Annotated in this window: 11 protein-coding genes; 4 read left to right on the forward strand and 7 right to left on the reverse strand. The window is 60.7% G+C overall.

Features of this window, described 5'->3' with window-relative positions:
* Window positions 1–146: 146 nt before the first annotated feature.
* Window positions 147–3680, reverse strand: coding sequence for a DNA polymerase III subunit alpha (gene dnaE, locus FSY45_RS00885; protein WP_046462091.1), 3534 nt, complete (start codon window positions 3678–3680; stop codon window positions 147–149).
* A gap of 240 nt (window positions 3681–3920) precedes the next feature.
* Between dnaE and FSY45_RS00890 the strand changes: the two genes are divergently transcribed.
* The gene (locus tag FSY45_RS00890) at window positions 3921–4712 is read left to right on the forward strand and encodes an outer membrane protein assembly factor BamD (protein WP_003069900.1); all 792 of its coding nucleotides are present in this window, start codon (window positions 3921–3923) and stop codon (window positions 4710–4712) included.
* A 56-nt stretch (window positions 4713–4768) separates the two neighbouring features.
* On the opposite strand, the gene FSY45_RS00895 is transcribed toward FSY45_RS00890, so the two are convergent.
* The gene (locus tag FSY45_RS00895) at window positions 4769–6847 is read right to left on the reverse strand and encodes an ATP-dependent DNA helicase (RefSeq protein ID WP_046462090.1); all 2079 of its coding nucleotides are present in this window, start codon (window positions 6845–6847) and stop codon (window positions 4769–4771) included.
* Between the two features lie 136 nt (window positions 6848–6983).
* Here FSY45_RS00895 and FSY45_RS00900 point away from each other — a divergent pair, with 136 nt between their 5' ends.
* Window positions 6984–7757, forward strand: coding sequence for a PP2C family serine/threonine-protein phosphatase (locus tag FSY45_RS00900; protein ID WP_012838214.1), 774 nt, complete (start codon window positions 6984–6986; stop codon window positions 7755–7757).
* Window positions 7758–7863: 106 nt separating this feature from the next.
* On the opposite strand, the gene FSY45_RS00905 is transcribed toward FSY45_RS00900, so the two are convergent.
* From FSY45_RS00905 to FSY45_RS00925, 5 genes are all read right to left on the reverse strand, one after another.
* Entirely contained in the window at window positions 7864–8625 is a 762-nt protein-coding gene (locus tag FSY45_RS00905; protein ID WP_046462133.1) for a hypothetical protein, read from the reverse strand.
* 67 nt (window positions 8626–8692) lie between these two features.
* A complete protein-coding gene (gene zapE / locus FSY45_RS00910) occupies window positions 8693–9790 on the reverse strand; it encodes a cell division protein ZapE (RefSeq protein ID WP_003069887.1) in 1098 nt (365 codons plus the stop codon).
* A 151-nt stretch (window positions 9791–9941) separates the two neighbouring features.
* Window positions 9942–11369, reverse strand: coding sequence for a dihydrolipoyl dehydrogenase (lpdA, locus tag FSY45_RS00915; RefSeq protein WP_034352346.1), 1428 nt, complete (start codon window positions 11367–11369; stop codon window positions 9942–9944).
* Window positions 11370–11450: 81 nt separating this feature from the next.
* Entirely contained in the window at window positions 11451–12677 is a 1227-nt protein-coding gene (odhB, locus tag FSY45_RS00920; RefSeq protein ID WP_046462089.1) for a 2-oxoglutarate dehydrogenase complex dihydrolipoyllysine-residue succinyltransferase, read from the reverse strand.
* Window positions 12678–12740: 63 nt separating this feature from the next.
* Window positions 12741–15620 carry a 2-oxoglutarate dehydrogenase E1 component gene (locus FSY45_RS00925; RefSeq protein ID WP_003055529.1) on the reverse strand — a complete coding sequence of 960 codons (2880 nt, stop codon included), beginning with the start codon at window positions 15618–15620 and terminating at the stop codon, window positions 12741–12743.
* A 221-nt stretch (window positions 15621–15841) separates the two neighbouring features.
* Between FSY45_RS00925 and FSY45_RS00930 the strand changes: the two genes are divergently transcribed.
* Window positions 15842–17017: an AI-2E family transporter gene (locus tag FSY45_RS00930; protein WP_046462088.1), complete on the forward strand. Its 1176-nt coding sequence runs from the start codon at window positions 15842–15844 to the stop codon at window positions 17015–17017.
* Between the two features lie 233 nt (window positions 17018–17250).
* Entirely contained in the window at window positions 17251–20316 is a 3066-nt protein-coding gene (gene fdnG / locus FSY45_RS00935; protein ID WP_148747890.1) for a formate dehydrogenase-N subunit alpha, read from the forward strand.

Raw genomic sequence — 20316 nt, forward strand, 5'->3', positions numbered from 1 at the left:
GGATTTCAAGGCGACCGGAAGCAAATTTGGCAAAACCAAGGGAAATCCATGGAAATCCCTTAACCAGCAAGCGCTCTGCGCTATCAAAAAATCAGGCTCTTATCCGACATTCGAGTGCAATCGGCCCTCAAGGCCAGCCATGATGTCTATTCATAAACCACTTTGACCTGGCCTGCTGCGGCCGAGCCATACCAGGCAGCCAGTGCGGCATCCGAGGGATAGAAGCGGCTGCTCTCTCCCAGCGCCAGCTCGCAACTGGCCGAGCCGCGCTCGTCGCGGCATATCAAGTCCAGACGTACCTTGACGCCATGGTTGATATTGCCGCTCTCGGTTTCCTCGACCTTGGCCGGGAACTGGCGCAGCAGCGCCGGCACATCGGGCATCTTCTCCCCGACGCTGACCTGCAGATAGCGCGCAAAACGGCAGCGTGCATCGGCCAGGCTCCACATCTGCTGCACCTTCATGCGCAGGCCGCCGCTGAAGCGGTCGGGCTGGAGACGACCCGAAACCACGACAAACTCGTCTTCCTTGAGCACATCGGCGCAGGCTGCCATGGTTTTTTCGTCGACCGAGGCCTCGATCACCGCCGATTTGTCGTCCAGCGTGAAGATGCTGAGCCTGCCGCGCTGGCCGTTGATGGTGCGCAGCCCGCCGATGATGCCGGCCATGGTCTGCGGCTCGCGGCTGTCGCGCATCTCGCCGATAGGAGTGCGCACGAAGCGGCGCACTTCGGCCTCGACCTCGTCGAACAGATGGCCCGTCAGGTAGAAACCGATGGCCGTCTTCTCCAGCGTCAGCTTTTCCTTGACGCCCCAGGGCAGCACATCGGCCATGGGCGGCTCCGCCGTGCTCGAGCCCAGCGCATCATCGCCCATCATGTCGAACAGACCGCCCTGATCGGCATTGGCAATCGAGGTCGCCGCAAAGCCGAATGCCGTGTCCAGCGTCGCCATCAGCGAGGCGCGGTTCATGTCTATCGTGTCAAAGGCGCCGCCCTTGATCAAGGCTTCCACGGTGCGCTTGTTGATGCGGCTGCGATCCACGCGCAGGCAGAAGTCGAACAGGCTCTTGAACGGGCCTTTCTCGTGGCCGTTGGGGCCTGTGCCCTCGCCGTTGCGCGCAGCCACAATGGCTTCGATGGCCGCCTGCCCCGTTCCCTTGATGGCTCCGAGGCCGTAGCGTATGACCTTGTCGGTCACCGGCTCGAAGCGGTACACACCGCGGTTCACATCGGGCATCTCGAAAGTGATGCCCATCTTGAGCGCGTCCTCGTACAACACCTTGAGCTTGTCGGTGTTGTCCATTTCCACGGTCATATTGCCGCAGTAAAACTCGGCCGTGTAGTGCACCTTGAGCCAGCCCGTGTGATAGGCCAGCAGGGAGTAGGCTGCCGCGTGCGACTTGTTGAAGCCGTAGCCCGCGAACTTCTCCATCAGGTCGAAGACCTCGTCGGCCTTTTCCTCGCTCAGTCCGTTCTTGGCTGCACCCTCGCGGAAGATGCCCCGGTGCTTGACCATCTCCTCGACTTTTTTCTTGCCCATGGCCCGGCGCAGCAAGTCGGCACCGCCCAGCGAGTAGCCGCCCAGCACCTGGGCGGTCTGCATCACCTGCTCCTGGTAGACCATGATGCCGTAGGTTTCGGCGAGCACCGACTCGACCAGCGGATGCGGGTACTCCACGACTTCCTGCCCGTGCTTGCGGGCAATGAAGGTGGGAATCAGGTCCATGGGACCGGGGCGGTAGAGAGCGTTCAGCGCAATCAGGTCTTCCAGACGCGAGGGCTTGGCCTCCTTGAGCATCTGCTGCATGCCGCGCGATTCAAACTGGAAGACGGCTTCGGTCTTGCCGTCGGAGAACAGCTTGTAGGTCGGGTAATCGTCCAGCGGAATGTTCTCGAACTGGAAGTTCTCCTGGCCCTTGTGGCGCTTCATGATGAATTCGCGCGCAATCTCCAGGATCGTCAGCGTGGCCAGGCCCAAGAAGTCGAACTTCACCAGGCCCACGGCCTCCACGTCATCCTTGTCGTACATGGCCACGGCCGAGGTACTGCCGGGTTGCTGGTACAGCGGACAGAAATCGGCCAGCCTGCCCGGCGCAATCACCACGCCGCCGGCATGCATGCCGATGTTTCGCGTCATGCCCTCCAGGCTCTGCGCCATCTCGATCAAGGTCTTGACGTCTTCCTCGCGCTCGATGCGCTCGGCCAGAATCGGCTCCTCCTTGATGGCATAGGTGTATTTGTCGCCTTCCTTGGGCGGATTGGGCGGGTACTTGAGCGTGACATGCAGGCCGGGCTTGTTCGGGATCAGCTTGGAGATGCCGTCGCAGAAGGTGTAGCTCATGTCCAGCACGCGGCCCACGTCGCGGATGGCCGCACGTGCGGCCATGGTGCCGAAGGTGGCGATCTGGCTGACGGCATCGCGGCCGTAGCGGTCCTTGACATAGTCGATCACGCGGTCGCGGTTCTGCTGGCAGAAGTCCACGTCGAAGTCGGGCATGGACACGCGCTCGGGGTTGAGGAAACGCTCGAACAGCAGGTTGTATTCCAGCGGATCCAGGTCGGTCACCTTGAGCACATAGGCCACCAGCGAGCCGGCACCCGAGCCACGGCCCGGCCCCACTGGGCAGCCATTGGCCTTGGCCCACTTGATAAAGTCCGACACGATGAGGAAGTAGCCCGGAAAGCCCATCTTCATGATGGTTCCCAGCTCGAACTCCAGCCGCTCCACATAGCGCGAGCGCTGGGCGTCGCGCTTGGCCGCATCGGGATAGAGGTGGACCAGGCGCTCCTCCAGCCCCTGGTAGGACTCGTGGCGGAAGAACTCGTCCATGCTCATGCCGGACGGCACGGGGAAATTGGGCAACTGCGGGTTGCCCAGCTCCAGCGTCAGGCTGCAGCGGCGGGCAATTTCCACCGTGTTCTCGATCGCGCTCGGAATGTCGGCAAACAGCTGCTCCATCGCGGCAGCGGTCTTGAAATACTGGTCGCGGGTGAACTTGCGCACCCGCTTGGCATTGCCCAGGATCTCGCCTTCGGCAATGCAGACGCGGGCCTCGTGGGCCTCGTAATCGTCGGGCTTGGCATACTGGATCGGGTGTGTCGCCACCACAGGCAGATTCAAGCGGCTGGCCAGCTTCACGGCCGCCAGCACATGCGACTCGTCATCGGCACGGCCCGCGCGCTGCAGCTCGATATAGAAGCGGTGCGGGAACATGGTGGCCATGCGCTGGGCAATCTCGGCCGCCCCTTTTTCATCACCACGCGTCAGGGCAATGCCCACGGGGCCGGCTTGCGCACCGGACAGCACGATCAGTCCCTCGCCCAGTTCCTGCAGCCATTCCCACTTGTGCTGCGCCTGATCACGCACTACATTGCGCGTCCAGCCACGTGCCAGCAGCTCGGCAATATTGTGGTAGCCCTGCTTGCTCTGCACAAGAACGATGATCCGCGAAGGCGGCGCGTCGCCCAGCCCTTCGAGCATGATCTCGGCGCCCAGCAGAGGCTTGACGCCCTTGCCACGGCCTTCGCGATAGAACTTGATACCGCCAAACAGATTGTTGAAGTCGGTAATGGCCATCGCCACCTGCCCGTCTTCGGCAGCGGCCTTGATCATGGCATTGACGCGGGTGGTTCCGTCGACGACGGAGAATTCGGTGTGCAGGCGCAGATGGACAAACATGGCCGCTATTGTAGGAAGAGCGCTTCGTCCCTGCGGACTCAATGCCTCTAGATTCGCTGTAGCCGTAGCGTAAAGACGCCAGCAACTCGCGAGCGCGATCCGGCGGCCCATTACAATGCGTCGATCCTTTTTCAGGAAGGTCCGGGCCTGGTGGTGTATGGTGTAGGTTTTGCGCCTTGCCGCCAGATGCGACGGGCCTGCCTCCTATTACCGCTAATGATTGTCAGAAAACTGTCCACCATGCCGCGTATTTCACTGACTCTAGTCCCTGCCGTGTTAATCGCCGCCACGCTGGCGGGATGCTCCAGCACCAAGGACGACCCGACGGCCAAGTGGACACCCGAGCGCATCTATACCGAAGCGCGCGATGAATCTTCCTCCGGCGCCTATGACAAGGCCGTGCCGCTGTTTGAAAAGCTCGAAGGCCGTGCCGCCGGCACGCCACTGGCCCAGCAGGCTCAGCTGGAAAAAGCCTATGCCCAGTACAAGGCCGGCGAAAAAGTGCAGGCTCTGGCCACGCTGGACCGCTTCACCAAGCTGCATCCTGCCAGCCCTGCCATGGACTATGCCCTCTACCTCAAGGGCCTAGTCAACTTCAATGACAACCTGGGCATGTTCGGCTGGCTGACCCGCCAGGATCTATCCGAACGCGACCAGAAAGCCGCCAAGGACTCCTTCGAGTCCTTCCGCGAACTGGTGACCCGCTTTCCAGATTCCAAGTACTCCGATGATGCCCGCCAGCGCATGCAGTACATCGTGAACTCGCTGGCCCAGTACGAAGTCCATGTCGCCAAGTACTACTACAGCCGAGGCGCCTATGTGGCGGCCATTGCCCGTGCGCAGGCTGCCATCAAGGACTACCAGAACGTGCCTGCGGTGCGCGAAGCCATGGTGATCCTCGTCAAATCCTATGACGCCCTGGGCATGACTCAGCTGCGTGACGACGCCCAGCGCGTGCTGGAGAGCAGCTATGGCGCCAACACCGAGCAAAGCGTAGAGAAGAAAAAAGAATCCTGGTGGAAGCTCTGGTAAGCAGCGTTTGCCGCCCAAGGGACAAAAGGATGCGTCAAGCGCATCCTTTTTCATTTCTACACCTCTGAATCCTGCGCCGGCGCCTGCTCGCCGTCACGCCCGGCATGTTGCGCCGACAACTGCTCCAGCGCCGCCTCGAACTCCGGCTGACTTCCCAGCACGCGCATGGGAGGCAGCGCCGACATCAACTCCGCTCCATAGCCCATAGTCATCAAGCGGCTGTCGCAGATGACCAGCACGCCACGATCGGCTTCACTGCGGATCAGACGCCCGCCCCCTTGCTTGAGGGCCAGTGCCGCCTCGGGCAGCATGTAATCATGAAACGCTCCTCGCCCCACGCGCTCCAGCAGTCGCGAACGGGCTTCGACCAGCGGGTCGTCAGGCGGCGGAAACGGAAGCTTGTCGATCACCACCAGCTGCAGCATGTCGCCGGGCAGGTCCACCCCCTCCCAGAAAGTGGCGGAAGCCACCAGAACAGCTCCTCGTCCGGCGACTGCTCCGGCGGCCATAAAGCGCTGAATCAAGGCCAGCTTGGGCGCCTCGCCCTGTACCAGCACATCGAGATCAGCAAACAGGCCCAGGCTGGTGCGCAGCGATGCGCTGATCGCGTGCAGGGCCTTGAGGGTGGTAGTCAGCACCAGGGTGCGGCCGCCTATGCGCTGCGCTGCATCCAGCACCAGCTGGGCGACCTGCTGGCTGTGCTGTGCGCTGCCGGCCGCAGCAAAGGGCTGGGGCACATAGACACCGGCTTGCCGATGGTAGTCAAACGGGCTTTCCACCTGCAGCACCTGTGCTCCGCGCAGGCCGCAGGACTCGACAAACCAGCTCAGCTGGGCGTCATTGCCCAACGTGGCCGAGGTGAAGATCCAGGCCTTCTTCCTTGAAGAATCGGGCTCCTCGCCCTTGTCCGTGCCGGCATCCTCCAGCGAGCGCTGAAGCAGCCGCTGCTGCATGATGCGGGCAATCGACAGCGGAGACTCCAGCATGCGCAGATACTGCGCCCCGACCTCCAGCCAGCGCACGCATTCATCATCTGCAGGAGCAGCAAAGCGTGCCAGTCGCGCGAGCAACTCTGCTCCGCGCTCATACAGACGCTGCAGCTCTGCCCCTGCCCCCTCCAGGCTTGAGAGTGGAATCAACAAGGCACGCAGGCTCTGCCCCAGCCGCACCAGTGCCGCACGCCATTTCACCGCATCCAGTCCCTGCGGGGTCACCGCTTGCCACGCAAGCCGTCCTCCGACCGGAGGCTTGCCGGCCTGCAGGCGCAACTCACGCATGGCCTGCTCCAGCGTGGCACAGAGCACCAGCCAGTCGGCCATGCCGCGTGCATGTTCCTGCGTCAGCCTGAGGGCATCGCGTGCATACCCCACCAACTGCTGACTGGACAGAGCCTCTCCGGCAAACTGCACGCCGATATCGTTGAGCCGATGGGCTTCATCGATCACCACCACGCCGGTGTTGGGCAAAAGATGAGCCATGCCGCTATCGCGCACATCGAGGTCGGCAAACAGCAGGTGATGATTGACCACCACCACGTCGGCCTCCAACGCCTGCTGACGCGCCTGATTGACATGACAGCCCTGCCAGTGCGGGCAGTCAGACCCCATGCAATTGTCCTTGGTGGAGCTCACCAGGGGCATCACAGGGGAGCGCTCATCCAGCGCCGTCAGCTCGGCAAGATCGCCGGTACGCGTGACCCTGGCCCAGCGTTCCACATCGGCCACGGCGCGCAGCACCTGCGGATCCTGGGGAGCCGTGCGACCCTGGCGCACACGCTCCAGTCGCTCCGTACATAGATAGGAAGAACGCCCCTTGAGCCTGGCCATGCGCAGAGGCAGGCCCAGACCATGAACCAGGCGCGGAAGATCACGGGCAAACAACTGATCTTGCAGCGCCTTGGTGGCCGTGGACACCAGCACGCGCTGACCGCTGAGCAAGGCAGGCACCAGATAAGCGTAGGTCTTGCCAACACCCGTGCCGGCCTCCACCACCAGCACCCCGCCCTCCTCTATGGCCTGAGCCACCGCCAGCGCCATGCGGGTCTGGCCTGGGCGCGGCGTGAATGCGGGCTCAGCCAGCGAGAGCGCACCTTGCTGTGCAAACACCTGCGCGACCGCCTCCTGCAAATGAGTCAAAACCGTTTCACCTTCCAACAAGCCAAGTCAGCGCAAGCTCACATAAGATCGCAAATATTCGCCGAGGCCCAGCCTCCGCCCGATAAAATGTAACGCAACGTTAAATCTCGCTCCGCGAGCGCATTCGCACACACTCATGTCATCCAGCTACCGCATTCAGGCGGCCACCGGCATTCATCGCGGTGACCGAGAATACCAGCAGGACCAGGTTCTGCTCATGGCGCATCCCTATGCCAAGGGCTGCATTCTCGGCGTGGTAGCCGATGGCATGGGCGGGCGCAGCGGCGGGAGAAAGGCATCCGATCAGGTCATGCTGACGGCCCGCCAGGTTTTCGAGCGCTTTGAGCCCGCCAAGGAAGACTGCACACGCATGCTGCGCACCATTGTGCAGGATGCCCACACCGTCATTCGCCTTACCGCCATAGCAGCGGAACAGGAGCCCCACAGCACCATCGCGGTCTTTGTGGTCCTGCCCGACAGTCGCTGCCACTTCATGCACTCCGGCGATTCACGGCTCTACCATTTTCGCGGCTCTTCCCTCGTGCACCGTTCGCTTGATCACTCCTATGTACAGGCACTGGTCGACCGCGGCGAGCTCACCGAAACCGAGGCTCAGCACCACCCACAGTCCAATATCTTGCTGGGCTGCCTGGGTGCCGAGCCGCCGCCGCCCATGAGCCACCACATGATTGAGAAACTGCTGCCGGGCGACAGCTTGATGGCCTGCTCGGACGGCCTGTGGCATTACTTCACCGCACAGGAGCTGGGCACTGTGCTCGACGGACTCTCGCCACGCGAAGCCTCGCAATTTCTGATTGAAAAAGCCAGGCGGCGCGCGGCCGGGGGTGGTGACAACCTCTCGCTGGCAATACTCAAGCTGGACACCTCAGCCGCAGCGGCAAACGCTTGAAGAGCTATTCAGTCCAGCCAAGACTGCTTGAGCGCCTTGGGAACAGGCGCTTGCAGCCATTCTCTCGGCAGCACCCTGCTGTAGAGCACTGTCGATCCTCAATGTATCAGGGAGCAGGTGCTGGCAGCGGCGCCGCCGTCTGACCGCGCTCCTTGGCCTGCTGCAAAGCCCTGGCTTTGTGTTCGGCTGCAGCCTTTAGCTTGGCCTCATGATCTGCCCGGGCCTTGGCTTCACGCTCGGCTCGCCCCTGATCGGCTTGTGCACGGTTTTGCTCGTGGCGGCGCACATAGTCGGCCTGTTTGCTGGCACGCTGCAGAGCCTCGGTCTGGCGCTGTGCCTGCGCCGCCTGCTCGTCAACCGCAGGTTTGGCACCCGGGCCGGTGGGCTGGGGCTGACTCTTGCCATTCTTCTCGCGTTGCTGAGACTTCATGGGAACGGCAGCGTTTTCGGCTTTTTTCTCTTCAATGGCCTGCAGCTTGGCTGCCGCCTTTTCCTTGCGCTCCGCGTCGTTGATTTCCAGCTCGCGCGCACGCAGCGGCGCATCTTTTTCACGTGCCGCCCTGCGGGCATCGGCCAGACAGCCCTCCACGGCAAATTTCTGGTAGCAGAGCTTTTCATCAGCCACCCGCTGCTGCTCGATAACGGCGCGCTTGCCGAGAATCTCGTCGCGCTCGGCTTCGCGCTGCTGGTGCAATTGCTGGCGCGCCTTGTCGGCAACTTCCTTCTGCGCCAGCTTGTCGGTCTGCTGCGCCGAATCCACCTTTACCTGGGCCATGGCCGGCACACAAGCCAGCCAGATGGCGGCCAGGGGCGCCAGTGCAAAGCCTGCAATGCGGTGGCGGATCGGCTGGGCAAGGATAGTGGGCATCGTCATCAACTCAGAACTCGAAGTACAGGCTGGCATCTTAAGGCCGCAGGCAGTTGCCCGCAGGCGATCAGGTCAAGCTGGTGTCCACCACGCGGCGCTCAAGCGCCAGATATTCCTTGGAGCGCATCTCATTCAGGCGCGAGACGGTGCGCGGGAACTCGTGGGACAGAGGACCTTCGGTATAGATCTTCTCGGGCGGCACGGCAGCCGACAGAATGAGCTTGACATGGCGATCGTAGAGCACGTCCACCAGCAGCGTAAAGCGCCGTGCGGCCGAAGCCATGTTCACATGCAGCTCGGGCACATCGGACAGCAAGATGGTGTGAAACTGCGTGGCAATTTCCAGATAGTCATTTTGCGAGCGCGGGCCGCCGCAGAGTTCACGGAAGTCAAACCACACGACGCCGCCGGCACGGCGCTTGGCTGCAATCTTGCGGGTTTCGATCTGCATCACCGGCTCTTCGTCATGGGCTTCGGCCAGGCGATCGAAGGTCTCCTGCATCGCAGCATCGGCGTCCGGGCCCAACGGGCAATGATAGAGCTTGGCATCTTCGAGAGTGCGGCGGCGATAGTCGGTGCCGTTATCCACATTCACCACTTCCATGCGCTCCTTGAGCAGGGCAATCGCAGGCAGGATCCGGTCGCGGTGCAAACCACCAGGATAGAGACCGTCAGGCTCGAAGTTGGAGGTCGTCACAAAGCCCACGCCGTTGGCAAACAGCGACTCGAGTAGCTTGTAGAGAATCATGGCATCGGTGATGTCGGCGACATGAAACTCGTCAAAACAGATCAGCTTGTACTTCTTGGCGATCTTGGCGCCAAGGGCATCGAGCGGATTCTGCGTGCCTTGCATGAGATGCATCTCGCGGTGCACCTCGCGCATGAATTCGTGAAAGTGCAGTCGCACCTTGCGCTTGAGGGGCACGGCATTGAAGAAGCATTCCATCAGAAAGCTCTTGCCGCGCCCCACCCCGCCGTACATATAGACGCCCTTGGGCAGATCGGGGTGATTGATCAGTTTCTTGAGAGCATTGGAGCGTTTGCCCTTGTACACGGCCCACTCGTCGGCACAGCGCTGCAACGCATCGACTGCACGCAACTGCGCGGGATCGCTTTTGAAACCCTTGGCGGCCAGTTCCGCCTCGTAGGCTTGTCTTACATTCACCGTCTTGTCTCCAGATGCTCAAAAAACAATAGCTGCTACCGCTTATGCACTAAGCGTTAGCAGCCATTTTGTTCTGAATTCTAAAAGAAACTCAGCCTGCGCGCGGGCACTTCACAGCCATGTCAAAACCTGCGCGCAAGACTGAAAAAACTTAGAAGTTCAGGGTACGCTTGTCCACAGCCAGAGCCGCTTCCTTGGTGGATTCGGACAGCGAGGGGTGAGCGTGGCAGATACGGGCGATGTCTTCGCTCGATGCCTTGAACTCCATGGCCACCACGGCTTCGGAAATCAGCTCGGACACCATGGGACCCACCATGTGCACACCCAGGATTTCGTCAGTCTCGGCGTCGGCCAGGAACTTGACCATGCCGGTCGTGTCGCCCAGTGCACGCGCGCGGCCGTTGGCCAGGAAGGGGAAGGAGCCAGCCTTGTACTTGACGCCTTCGGCCTTGAGCTGCTGCTCGGTACGACCCACCCATGCCACTTCGGGGCTGGTGTAGATCACCGAAGGCAGAGTGGCGAAGTTCACATGGCCATGCTGGCCGGCAATGCGCTCGGCCACGGCCACGGCTTCTTCCTCGGCCTTGTGCGCCAGCATGGGACCACGCACCACGTCGCCCACAGCCCACACGCCAGGCAGATTGGTCTTGCACAGATCGTCCACCACGATGGCGCCGCGCTCGTCCAGAGCCAGGCCCACGGCTTCTGCGTTCAGGCCGATGGTGTTGGCGGTACGGCCGATCGACACGATCAGCTTGTCCACTTCCAGGGTCTGGGCTTCGCCCTTGGCGTTGGTGTAGGCAACGGTCACGCCCTTCTTGCCGGACTTGACTTCACCGATCTTCACGCCCAGCTCGATCTTCAGACCTTGCTTGTCGAAAGCCTTCTTGGCTTCCTTGGCGATCTGCTCATCCACCACGGGCAGGAACTTGTCCATGCCTTCGAGCACGGTCACTTCCGTACCCAGACGGCGCCAGACCGAGCCCATTTCCAGACCGATCACACCGGCACCGATCAGGCCCAGCTTCTTGGGAGCCTTGCCCAGGCTCAGAGCGCCGTCGTTGGACAGGATGTTCTCTTCGTCGAAAGCCACGCCGGGCAGGGCACGGGCGTTGGAGCCAGTGGCCACCACGATCTGCTTGCCGGTGATGACTTCCTCTTCCTTGCCGGCAACCTTGATTTCATAGCCGCCTTCGACAGCCTTGACGAAGGAGCCGCGGCCGTGGAAAAAGGTGACCTTGTTCTTCTTGAACAGGTACAGGATGCCGTCGTTGTTCTGCTTCACGATCGCTTCCTTGCGGGCGATCATTTTGGCCACGTCCATCTCGACCTTGCCGGTGGAGATGCCATGGTCGGCAAAGTGCAGCTTGGCATGCTCGAAATGCTCGGAAGACTGCAGCAGCGCCTTGGAGGGAATGCAGCCCACGTTGGTGCAGGTGCCTCCGGGGGCAGCGCCGCCAGCGGCGTTCTTCCACTCGTCGATACAGGCGACGTTGAAACCCAGTTGTGCAGCGCGGATGGCAGCGATGTAGCCGCCGGGGCCTGCGCCGATCACGACGACGTCAAATTGCTTGCTCATGATTTGAATCTTTTCTCTGTTTAACTCGAAAAAAGCCCACCGCTTTTGGTGGTGGGCTTTGTAGAAGCTCGATCTGCTGAATTACAGATCAAACAGGAGGCGAGAAGGATCTTCCAGCGCGTCCTTCATGGCCACCAGGCTCAGCACGGCTTCGCGGCCGTCGATGATGCGGTGGTCATAGGACATGGCCAGGTAGTTCATGGGACGGATCACGATCTGACCGTTCTCGACCACGGCGCGATCCTTGGTGGCGTGCACGCCCAGAATGGCGGACTGAGGGGGGTTGATGATGGGGGTGGACATCATCGAGCCGAAGGTGCCGCCATTGGAGATGGAGAAGGTGCCGCCGGTCATTTCTTCAATGCCCAGCTTGCCTTCCTTGGCCTTCTGACCGAATTCGACAATCTTCTTTTCGATGTCGGCAAAGCTCATCTGGTCTGCATTGCGCAGGATGGGCACCACCAGGCCGCGAGGCGAGCTCACAGCGATACCGATGTCGAAGTAGCCGTGGTAGACGATGTCGTTGCCGTCGATGGAGGCATTGACTGCGGGGAACTTCTTCAGGGCATGCACTGCAGCCTTGACGAAGAAGGACATGAAGCCCAGCTTCACGCCATGTTCCTTGGTGAACTGGTCCTGAAACTTCTTGCGCAGTTCCATCACGGGAGCCATATTCACTTCGTTGAACGTGGTCAGGATGGCGTTGGTGGCCTGGGATTGCAGCAGACGCTCGGCAATACGGGCGCGCAGACGTGTCATGGGCACGCGCTGCTCGGGACGGTCGCCCAGGTTTTCCTTGGTCACGGGAGCTGCCACCTGAGGCAGAGCCGCCTTGGGAGCGCCGGTGGGGATGGCTGCGCCAGCCTTGATGGCACCCAGAGCGTCACCCTTGGTCACCCGGCCGTCCTTGCCTGTGCCGGCCACGTTGGCAGCGGACAGGTTGTTGTCGGCCAGGATCTTGGCAGCAGCAGGCATGGCCACGCTGCTCTTGTCGGCGCCGGCAGGAGCTGCGGCCACGGGGGCAGCAGCAGCGGGGGCGGCAGCAGGAGCAGCGGCGCCTGCGACGGCTTCGGAGTCGATCTTGGCGATCACTTGCTCGGCAGCCACGGTTGCGCCGTCGCCTTGCAGGATTTCGGTGATCACGCCAGCCGAAGGAGCGGGCACTTCCAGCACGACCTTGTCGGTTTCGATTTCGATGAGGATTTCATCGACGGCCACGGCCTCGCCGACCTTTTTCTTCCAGGTCAGCATGGTGGCTTCAGTGATGGATTCGGACAGCTGGGGGACTTTAACTTCAACGATTGCCATTTTGAATTCTTTCCAAAGATGTTTCTTGTGCCCCCTGTCCTCGGACAGGGGGTGTCGCCTGTATTACTTGGTCAGGACAAAGCCCTTGAGCTTGGCGAATGCGCCTTCCACCAGTGCCTTTTGTTGCTCTTGGTGCAGATGTGCGTAGCCAACGGCGGGCGAAGCGGACGCAGCGCGACCGGAGTAGCCCAGCTTCTGGCCTTCACGCATGTTCTCGTGGATGTTGTGCTGGATGAAGAACCAGGCACCCTGGTTCTGAGGCTCATCCTGGCACCACACGATGTCAGTAGCGTTGGCGTACTTCTTCACTTCGGCGGCGAACGCCTTGTGGGGGAAGGGATACAGCTGCTCGACGCGGATGATGGCGACGTCCTTGGATTCCTTCTCGGCACGCTTCTTGACCAGATCGTAGTACACCTTGCCCGAGCAGGCGATGATGCGCTTGACCTTGGCAGCGTTCTTGACGATGGTTTCGTCCTGCTCGGGGATCACGGTCTGGAAACCACCAGAGGTGAATTCGGACAGGGGCGACGTGGCGTCCTTGTTACGCAGCAGCGACTTGGGAGTCATGATGACCAGCGGCTTGCGCAGGCCACGAACCATCTGGCGACGCAGCACGTGGAAGATCTGGCTGGCCGTTGTGGGCTGCACGATCTGCATATTGGTGTCGGCAGCCAGCTGCATGAAGCGCTCCAGACGCGCCGAGCTGTGCTCGGGGCCCTGGCCTTCATAGCCGTGAGGCAGCATCAGTGTCAGGCCGTTGACACGACCCCACTTCACTTCACCCGATGCGATGAACTGGTCGATCACCACCTGGGCGCCGTTGGCGAAGTCGCCGAACTGGGCTTCCCACACCACCAGGGTGTTGGGATCGTTCGATGCATAGCCGTATTCAAAGCCCAGCACTGCCTCTTCGGACAGGATGGAGTCGATCACGACAAACGGAGCCTGATTCTCGGCAGCGTTCTGCAAAGGAATATATGTGCCCTCGTCCCACTTTTCACGCTTCTGGTCATGAACCACGGCGTGACGGTGCGTGAAGGTGCCGCGACCCGAGTCTTCACCCGACAGACGCACTGGATAGCCGGAAGCGACCAGGGAGCCGAAGGCCATGGTTTCACCCATGCCCCAGTCCACGTTCACATCGCCGCGGCCCATGGCTGCGCGGTCGTCGTACACCTTCTTGACCAGAGCATGAGGATTCACGCTGGCAGGCAAGGTGGTGATCTTCTCGGCCAGGCGCTTCCACTCGGTCAAGGGAATAGCTGTGTCGCCGGCGTCGGTCCAGGTCTTGCCCACGAAGGGGCTCCAGTCCACTGCGTACTTGCTCTTGAAGTTGGTCAGCACCACGTCCTGGGTGTGACGGCCTTCGTCCATGGCGGCGCGATAGGCCTTGACCATATCGTCGCCCAGCGTGTCGCCCAGGCCCTGCGTCGCCAGCTTGTCTGCGTACAGCTTGCGCGTGCCGGGGTGGGCAGCGATCTTCTTGTACATCAGAGGCTGTGTCAGTGCAGGTGTGTCCTGCTCGTTGTGACCCAGCTTGCGGAAGCAGATGATGTCGACCACCACGTCCTTGGAGAACTCCATACGGAATTCCAGGGCCAGCTGCATGGCCAGGCACACGGCTTCGGGATCATCGCCATTCACGTGCAGCACGGGCGACTCGATCATCTTGACGATGTCGGTGCAATACAGCGTGGAACGCAGGTCGCGAGGGTCAGAGGTCGTGAAACCGATCTGGTTGTTGATGATGATGTGAACCGTACCGCCGGTGGTGTAGCCACGGGTTTCGGACAGTGCCAGGGTTTCCTGGTTCACGCCCTGGCCGGCGAAGGCTGCGTCACCGTGCACCAGCACGGGCAGCACTTGCTTGCCCATGGGGTCGTCGCGACGGTCCATGCGCGAGCGCACCGAACCTTCCACCACGGGGTTGACGATTTCCAGGTGCGAGGGATTGAAGGCCAGCGACAGGTGAACGGGGCCGCCCTTGGCAGACACGTCAGAGCTGAAGCCCTGGTGGTACTTCACGTCACCGGCAGGCAGATCTTCAGGAGCGGTGTGGTCGAACTCGGCAAACAGATCCTTGGGCGCCTTGCCCAGGGTATTGACCAGCACGTTCAGACGGCCGCGGTGAGCCATGCCGATCACGACTTCCTGCACGCCCTTGGCGCTGGCGGAGTTGATCAGCTCGTCCATGGCGGCGATGAAGGACTCGCCACCTTCCAGCGAGAAGCGCTTCTGGCCCACATACTTGGTATGCAGATAACGCTCCAGACCTTCAGCAGCGGTCAGGCGGTCCAGGATGCGCTTTTTCTCGTCCGCATTGAAGACGGGCTTGGAGCGGATCGATTCCAGGCGTTGCTGCCACCAGCGCTTTTGATTTTGATTGGTGGCATACATGTACTCGGCGCCCAGGGTGCCGCAGTAGGTTTCGCGCAGAGCATTCATCAGCTCGCGCAGAGTCATGCTTTCCTTGCCGAAGAAAGTGTTGCTGGTGTTGAACACCACTTCCTGGTCGGCGTCGGTGAAGCCGTAGAAAGAAGGCTCCAGCTCGGGAATTTCGGGGCGCTCGGTGCGCTTCAGAGGATCCAGATCGGCCCAGCGTTGACCCACGTTGCGGTAGGCAGCAATCAGTTGCTGCACGGCCGTGCGTTTGCGACCCAGCTCGGAGTCAGCGCCGGAAGCCACCACCACCTTGGTACCGCCCTGCTTTGCGCGCTCTGCGAAAGCATTGATCACGGGCAGGTGGGGAACGTCCTTGTTGTCGGTGCCGTCGACTGCAGGCACATGCTGCAGGGCATCGAAGTATTCACGCCAGGAATCGGGAACGCTGCCGGGGTTGGCCAGGTAGTTCTCGTACATCTCTTCGACATAGGGCGCATTGCCGCCGAACAGATAGGTGTTGCCTTGATAGGCTTGATAGATCGTTGACTGATCGCTCATATCTCGCTGACCTCCGCTTTCCTTCGGAAAGCATTAGCTGGTTTGTAGAACCTCCCGCGACACGGCTGTACCGATTGGCGGATGCGACTGTGGCTGGGGAAGGGCCTTGAGTTGCGGCAGCCATTGTGCCACTGTTCAAAGTCTTGGTCTTATAAAAGACAAGATGTTTACCCCCCCTGGGAGTCGCTTACATTGCGGGAACTCCATAAACAAGGACTCGCATGCCGCTTTTGCCGCTTCACAAACGTGCATTCATTCTTCTTTTAATAGCAGTAACCACAGGATTCGGCTTGGTTCTAGAGGAATATGCCGTAGCCATCTTCTGGGGCGTGGTGTTTGCCATCGTCTTCGCCCCCCTGCACCGCAAGCTGCTGATGCGCATGCCCAACAAGCCCACGCTGGCCGCGTTGGCAACCTTGCTAATTAGTCTGGTAATGGTCATTTTGCCGCTGTCTCTGATAGGCCTCTCGCTCATCAAGGAGACTGCCGCCATCTACGATCGAATCAGCAGCGGCAACCTGTCCGCCGGCAGCTACGTGGAGCAAGTCTTCAATGCACTGCCATCCTGGCTGACGCCATGGATGGAAAAACTGCACCTGGGCACTCTGGAGGAAATCCAGACCAAGCTCTCCAACATCGCCCTACAGGCCAGCAAGCTCGCCGCCACCAAGGCTGTGGGGCTGGGTCAGAACACCCTGGGCTTTGTGGTGGGCTTTGGCGTCATGCTCTACCTGATCTTTTTTCTGCTGCGTGACGGCAAGGAGTTGGTCGCACGCATCTGGGCAGCCACGCCGCTCGCACCCGAACACAAGCGCGAACTGGCCATCAAGTTCATTACCGTCATCCGGGCCACAGTCAAGGGCAATCTGGCCGTTGCAGCCGCCCAGGGCGCGCTGGGTGGGCTGATTTTCTGGATTCTGGGCATTCAGGGCGCAGTACTCTGGGCCGTGGTCATGGCCTTTCTGTCGCTGCTGCCAGCAGTGGGGGCAGGCCTTGTCTGGGGGCCGGTGGCTATCTACTTTCTGGCCACGGGCGCCGTCACCAAGGGGCTGATCCTTGCTGCTTATGGTGTGCTGGTCATCGGTCTGGTGGACAACGTGTTGCGCCCCCTGCTGGTCGGCAAGGACACCAAGATGCCCGACTATGTGGTTCTGATCTCCACCCTGGGGGGCATGGCCTTGTTCGGTCTTTCGGGCTTTGTGCTCGGTCCCGCCATTGCCGCCCTGTTCATGGCGGCCTGGGAGTTGTTTGCCACCATGCAGGAGCAGGAGGAAAAGCTGCTGAACCGGGAAATCGCGCAAAAGCGCACAACAACCGATCCGCAACAACCTGTAGAAGGCCCTGCCCCCACCGTCGCCCCCCCTCCTGCCGAAACACGCAAAAGCGACACAGATTAGGGATTTCCTGTTCAACCCGGCCTGCTGACCGATGGCTTTTCGAGCAGAAAGTTGATAGGTTTAGAGGTGCAGGTTGAAAACTATCGCCGTCATTAAGAAAAACAAAAACGAAACATAAAACTCAAAGTCGCTCAACGTTACTCAAGAATTAAGGGTTTGTAACTGCTATCAAAAATGGGGGGGGTCGTAAAATTTGCTTTCACATAAGCGTTCATACGAAAAGGTACCCCACAATGGACCAATTCTCCAGACGCCAGTTCATGAAAGTGACTGGTTCGACTCTGGCGGGTTCAAGCTTGGCGCTGATGGGCTTCTCACCCACAGCCGCCCTTGCTGAGGTGCGACAGTACAAACTGTCAGCCACCACCGTAACCCGTCAAACCTGCACCTACTGCTCCGTAGGCTGCGGCATCCTCATGTACTCCCTGGGCGACGGCGGGAAAAACTCCCGTCTGTCCGTGATGCACGTGGAAGGCGACCCGGATCATCCGGTCAATCGCGGCACGCTGTGTCCCAAGGGCGCATCGCTGCTGGACTTTGTCCACAGCCCCAGCCGCCTCAAGTACCCCGAATACCGCGCCCCCGGCTCGTCCGAGTGGAAGCGCATGTCCTGGGACGAGGCACTGAACCGCATCGCCAAGCTGCTCAAGGAAGACCGCGACGCCAATTTCGTTGAAACCAACGAAAAAGGCCAGAAGGTCAACCGCTGGCTGACCACCGGCATGCTGGCCGCTTCGGCCTCCAGCAACGAAGCCGGCTACATCACGCACAAAGTGGCCCGCTCCTGGGGCCTTCTTGCACTCGATAACCAAGCACGTGTCTGACACGGCCCGACGGTGGCAGGTCTTGCCCCGACGTTTGGCCGTGGAGCGATGACGAACCATTGGGTCGACATCAAGAACGCGGACGTTATTTTGATCATGGGCGGCAATGCCGCCGAAGCACACCCCTGCGGCTTCAAGTGGGTGACCGAAGCGAAGGAGCACAACAAGGCTCACTTCATGGTGGTCGATCCGCGCTTCAACCGCTCGGCATCCGTGGCTGACTTCTATGCGCCGATCCGCTCCGGCTCGGACATCGTCTTCCTCGGCGGCGTGATCAATTACCTGCTGACAAACGACAGGATTCACCACGAGTATGTGAAGAACTACACGGACTTCTCATTCATCGTGCGCGAGGACTTTGCGTTCGACGAAGGTATTTTCTCCGGCTACAACCCTGAAAAGCGTACCTATGACAAGGCGTCGTGGGACTACGAACTGGGTGAAGACGGCTTCGTGAAGGTCGATCCCACTCTGGAACACCCTCGCTGCGTCTATCAGTGGCTCAAGAAGCACTACGCCGGCTATACCCCCGAGAAGGTGGAATCCATCTGCGGCACACCCAAGGAAAAATTCCTGCACGTGTGCGAGAAGCTTGCTTCGACCGCCGAAGCCGGCCGTGTTGCCACCATCCTGTACGCACTGGGCTGGACCCAGCACACCACGGGTGCGCAGATCCTGCGTACCGGTGCCATGATCCAGCTGCTGCTGGGCAATATCGGTGTCGCTGGCGGCGGCATGAACGCGCTGCGCGGCCACTCCAACATCCAGGGCCTGACGGACCTGGGCATCCTGTCTGCTTCGCTTCCCGGGTACCTGACGCTGCCGAACGAAGCCGAACAGGACTACAACCAGTACATCGCCACTCGCACGCCAAAGCTGCTGCGTCCCGGTCAGATGAATTACTGGTCGAACACGCCCAAGTTCCATGTCAGCCTGATGAAGGCATGGTGGGGCCCGGCCGCAACTGCTGAAAACAACTGGGCGTTCGACTATCTGCCCAAGTTGGACAAGCAGTACGACATGCTGCAGATCTTCGAGATGATGACGCAGGGCAAGGTCAACGGCTATATCGCTCAAGGCTTCAACCCCTTGGCGGCTCTGGCCAACAGCAACAGCGTGCGCGACGGTCTCAAGAAGCTGAAGTTCCTGGTCATCATGGATCCGCTGGTTACGGAAACTTCGGAATTCTGGAAGAACCACGGCGAATTCAACGACGTGGACTCGGCTTCGATTCAAACCGAGGTGTTCCGCCTGCCAACCACTTGCTTCGCTGAAGAAGACGGTGCCGTGGTCAGTTCCTCGCGCGTGCTGCAGTGGCACTGGAAGGCTGCCGAGCCCCCAGGAGAGGCCAAGACCGACATTGCCATCATGTCCGGTCTGCACCTACGCCTGAAGGCTCTCTATCAGAAGGAAGGCGGCAAGTTCTCCGAGCCCATCACCAACCTGTACTGGCCTTACGCTGAAGCCGATCATCCCTCTTCCGAGGAAGTAGCCAAGGAATACAACGGCCGTGCGCTGGTGGATCTGTTTGATCCCAAAGACCCCACCAAGCTCATCCGCAAGGCCGGCGAGCAGTTGGCAGGCTTTGGCGAAATGCGCGATGACGGCACCACCCTGGGTGGCTGCTGGATCTGGGCTGGCAGCTGGACCTCGTCCGGCAACCAGATGGCGCGCCGCGACAACAGCGATCCCACAGGCATAGGCAACACGCTGAACTGGGCCTGGGCCTGGCCTGCGAATCGCCGCGTGCTTTACAACCGCGCATCCTGCGACCGCCAGGGCAAGCCCTTCAACCCAGAACGCGTGCTGATCAAGTGGAACGGCAAGCAGTGGGGTGGAGCGGACGTGCCGGACGTGGCCGTGGGCCTGGATCCCGAGGTGATCAATCCCTTCATCATGAACCCCGAAGGGGTGGCCCGTCTGTTTGCCCGCAAGGGCATGGCAGAAGGTCCGTTCCCCACGCACTACGAGGCGTTTGACAACCCGCTGGGCTACAACCCTATGTACCCCAACAACAAGCAGGCCGTCATCAGCCCCGTGATGCGCATCCTGGCAACTGCCAAGGACACGCAGGGCGACCCCAAGGACTACCCGCATGTAGGCACGACCTACCGCCTGACCGAGCACTTCCATTACTGGACCAAGCATGTTCAGCTGAACAACATCGTTCAGCCCGAGCAGTTCGTGGAAATCGGCGAGGCACTGGGCAAGGAACTGGGCATAGAGACCGGCCAGAAGGTCAAGGTTTCGTCCAAGCGCGGTTTCGTGAAGGCCGTGGCCGTGGTGACCAAGCGCATCAAGCCCATGAAGATCGATGGCAAGACCATCCATCACGTGGGTGTGCCGATTCACTGGGGCTTCTCCACGACGGGACGCAAGGGCTATCTGGCGAACAACCTGACAGCCTCCGTGGGTGACGGTAACAGCTTGACCCCTGAATCCAAGACCTTCCTCGTGAAGGTGGAAAAGATCTAA

The organism is Comamonas sp. Z1 (assembly GCF_008121555.1).
In the GTDB taxonomy this organism is placed as follows: domain Bacteria; phylum Pseudomonadota; class Gammaproteobacteria; order Burkholderiales; family Burkholderiaceae_C; genus Comamonas; species Comamonas thiooxydans.

What these genes read in the sequence shown, in the direction of transcription:
- odhB (WP_046462089.1), bottom strand. Translation starts at nt 12,677, where the DNA reads ATGGCAATCGTTGAAGTTAAAGTCCCCCAGCTGTCCGAATCCATCACT.
- FSY45_RS00890 (WP_003069900.1), top strand. Translation starts at nt 3,921, where the DNA reads ATGCCGCGTATTTCACTGACTCTAGTCCCTGCCGTGTTAATCGCCGCC.
- FSY45_RS00900 (WP_012838214.1), top strand. Translation starts at nt 6,984, where the DNA reads ATGTCATCCAGCTACCGCATTCAGGCGGCCACCGGCATTCATCGCGGT.
- FSY45_RS00930 (WP_046462088.1), top strand. Translation starts at nt 15,842, where the DNA reads ATGCCGCTTTTGCCGCTTCACAAACGTGCATTCATTCTTCTTTTAATA.
- FSY45_RS00925 (WP_003055529.1), bottom strand. Translation starts at nt 15,620, where the DNA reads ATGAGCGATCAGTCAACGATCTATCAAGCCTATCAAGGCAACACCTAT.
- lpdA (WP_034352346.1), bottom strand. Translation starts at nt 11,369, where the DNA reads ATGAGCAAGCAATTTGACGTCGTCGTGATCGGCGCAGGCCCCGGCGGC.
- FSY45_RS00905 (WP_046462133.1), bottom strand. Translation starts at nt 8,625, where the DNA reads ATGCCCACTATCCTTGCCCAGCCGATCCGCCACCGCATTGCAGGCTTT.
- dnaE (WP_046462091.1), bottom strand. Translation starts at nt 3,680, where the DNA reads ATGTTTGTCCATCTGCGCCTGCACACCGAATTCTCCGTCGTCGACGGA.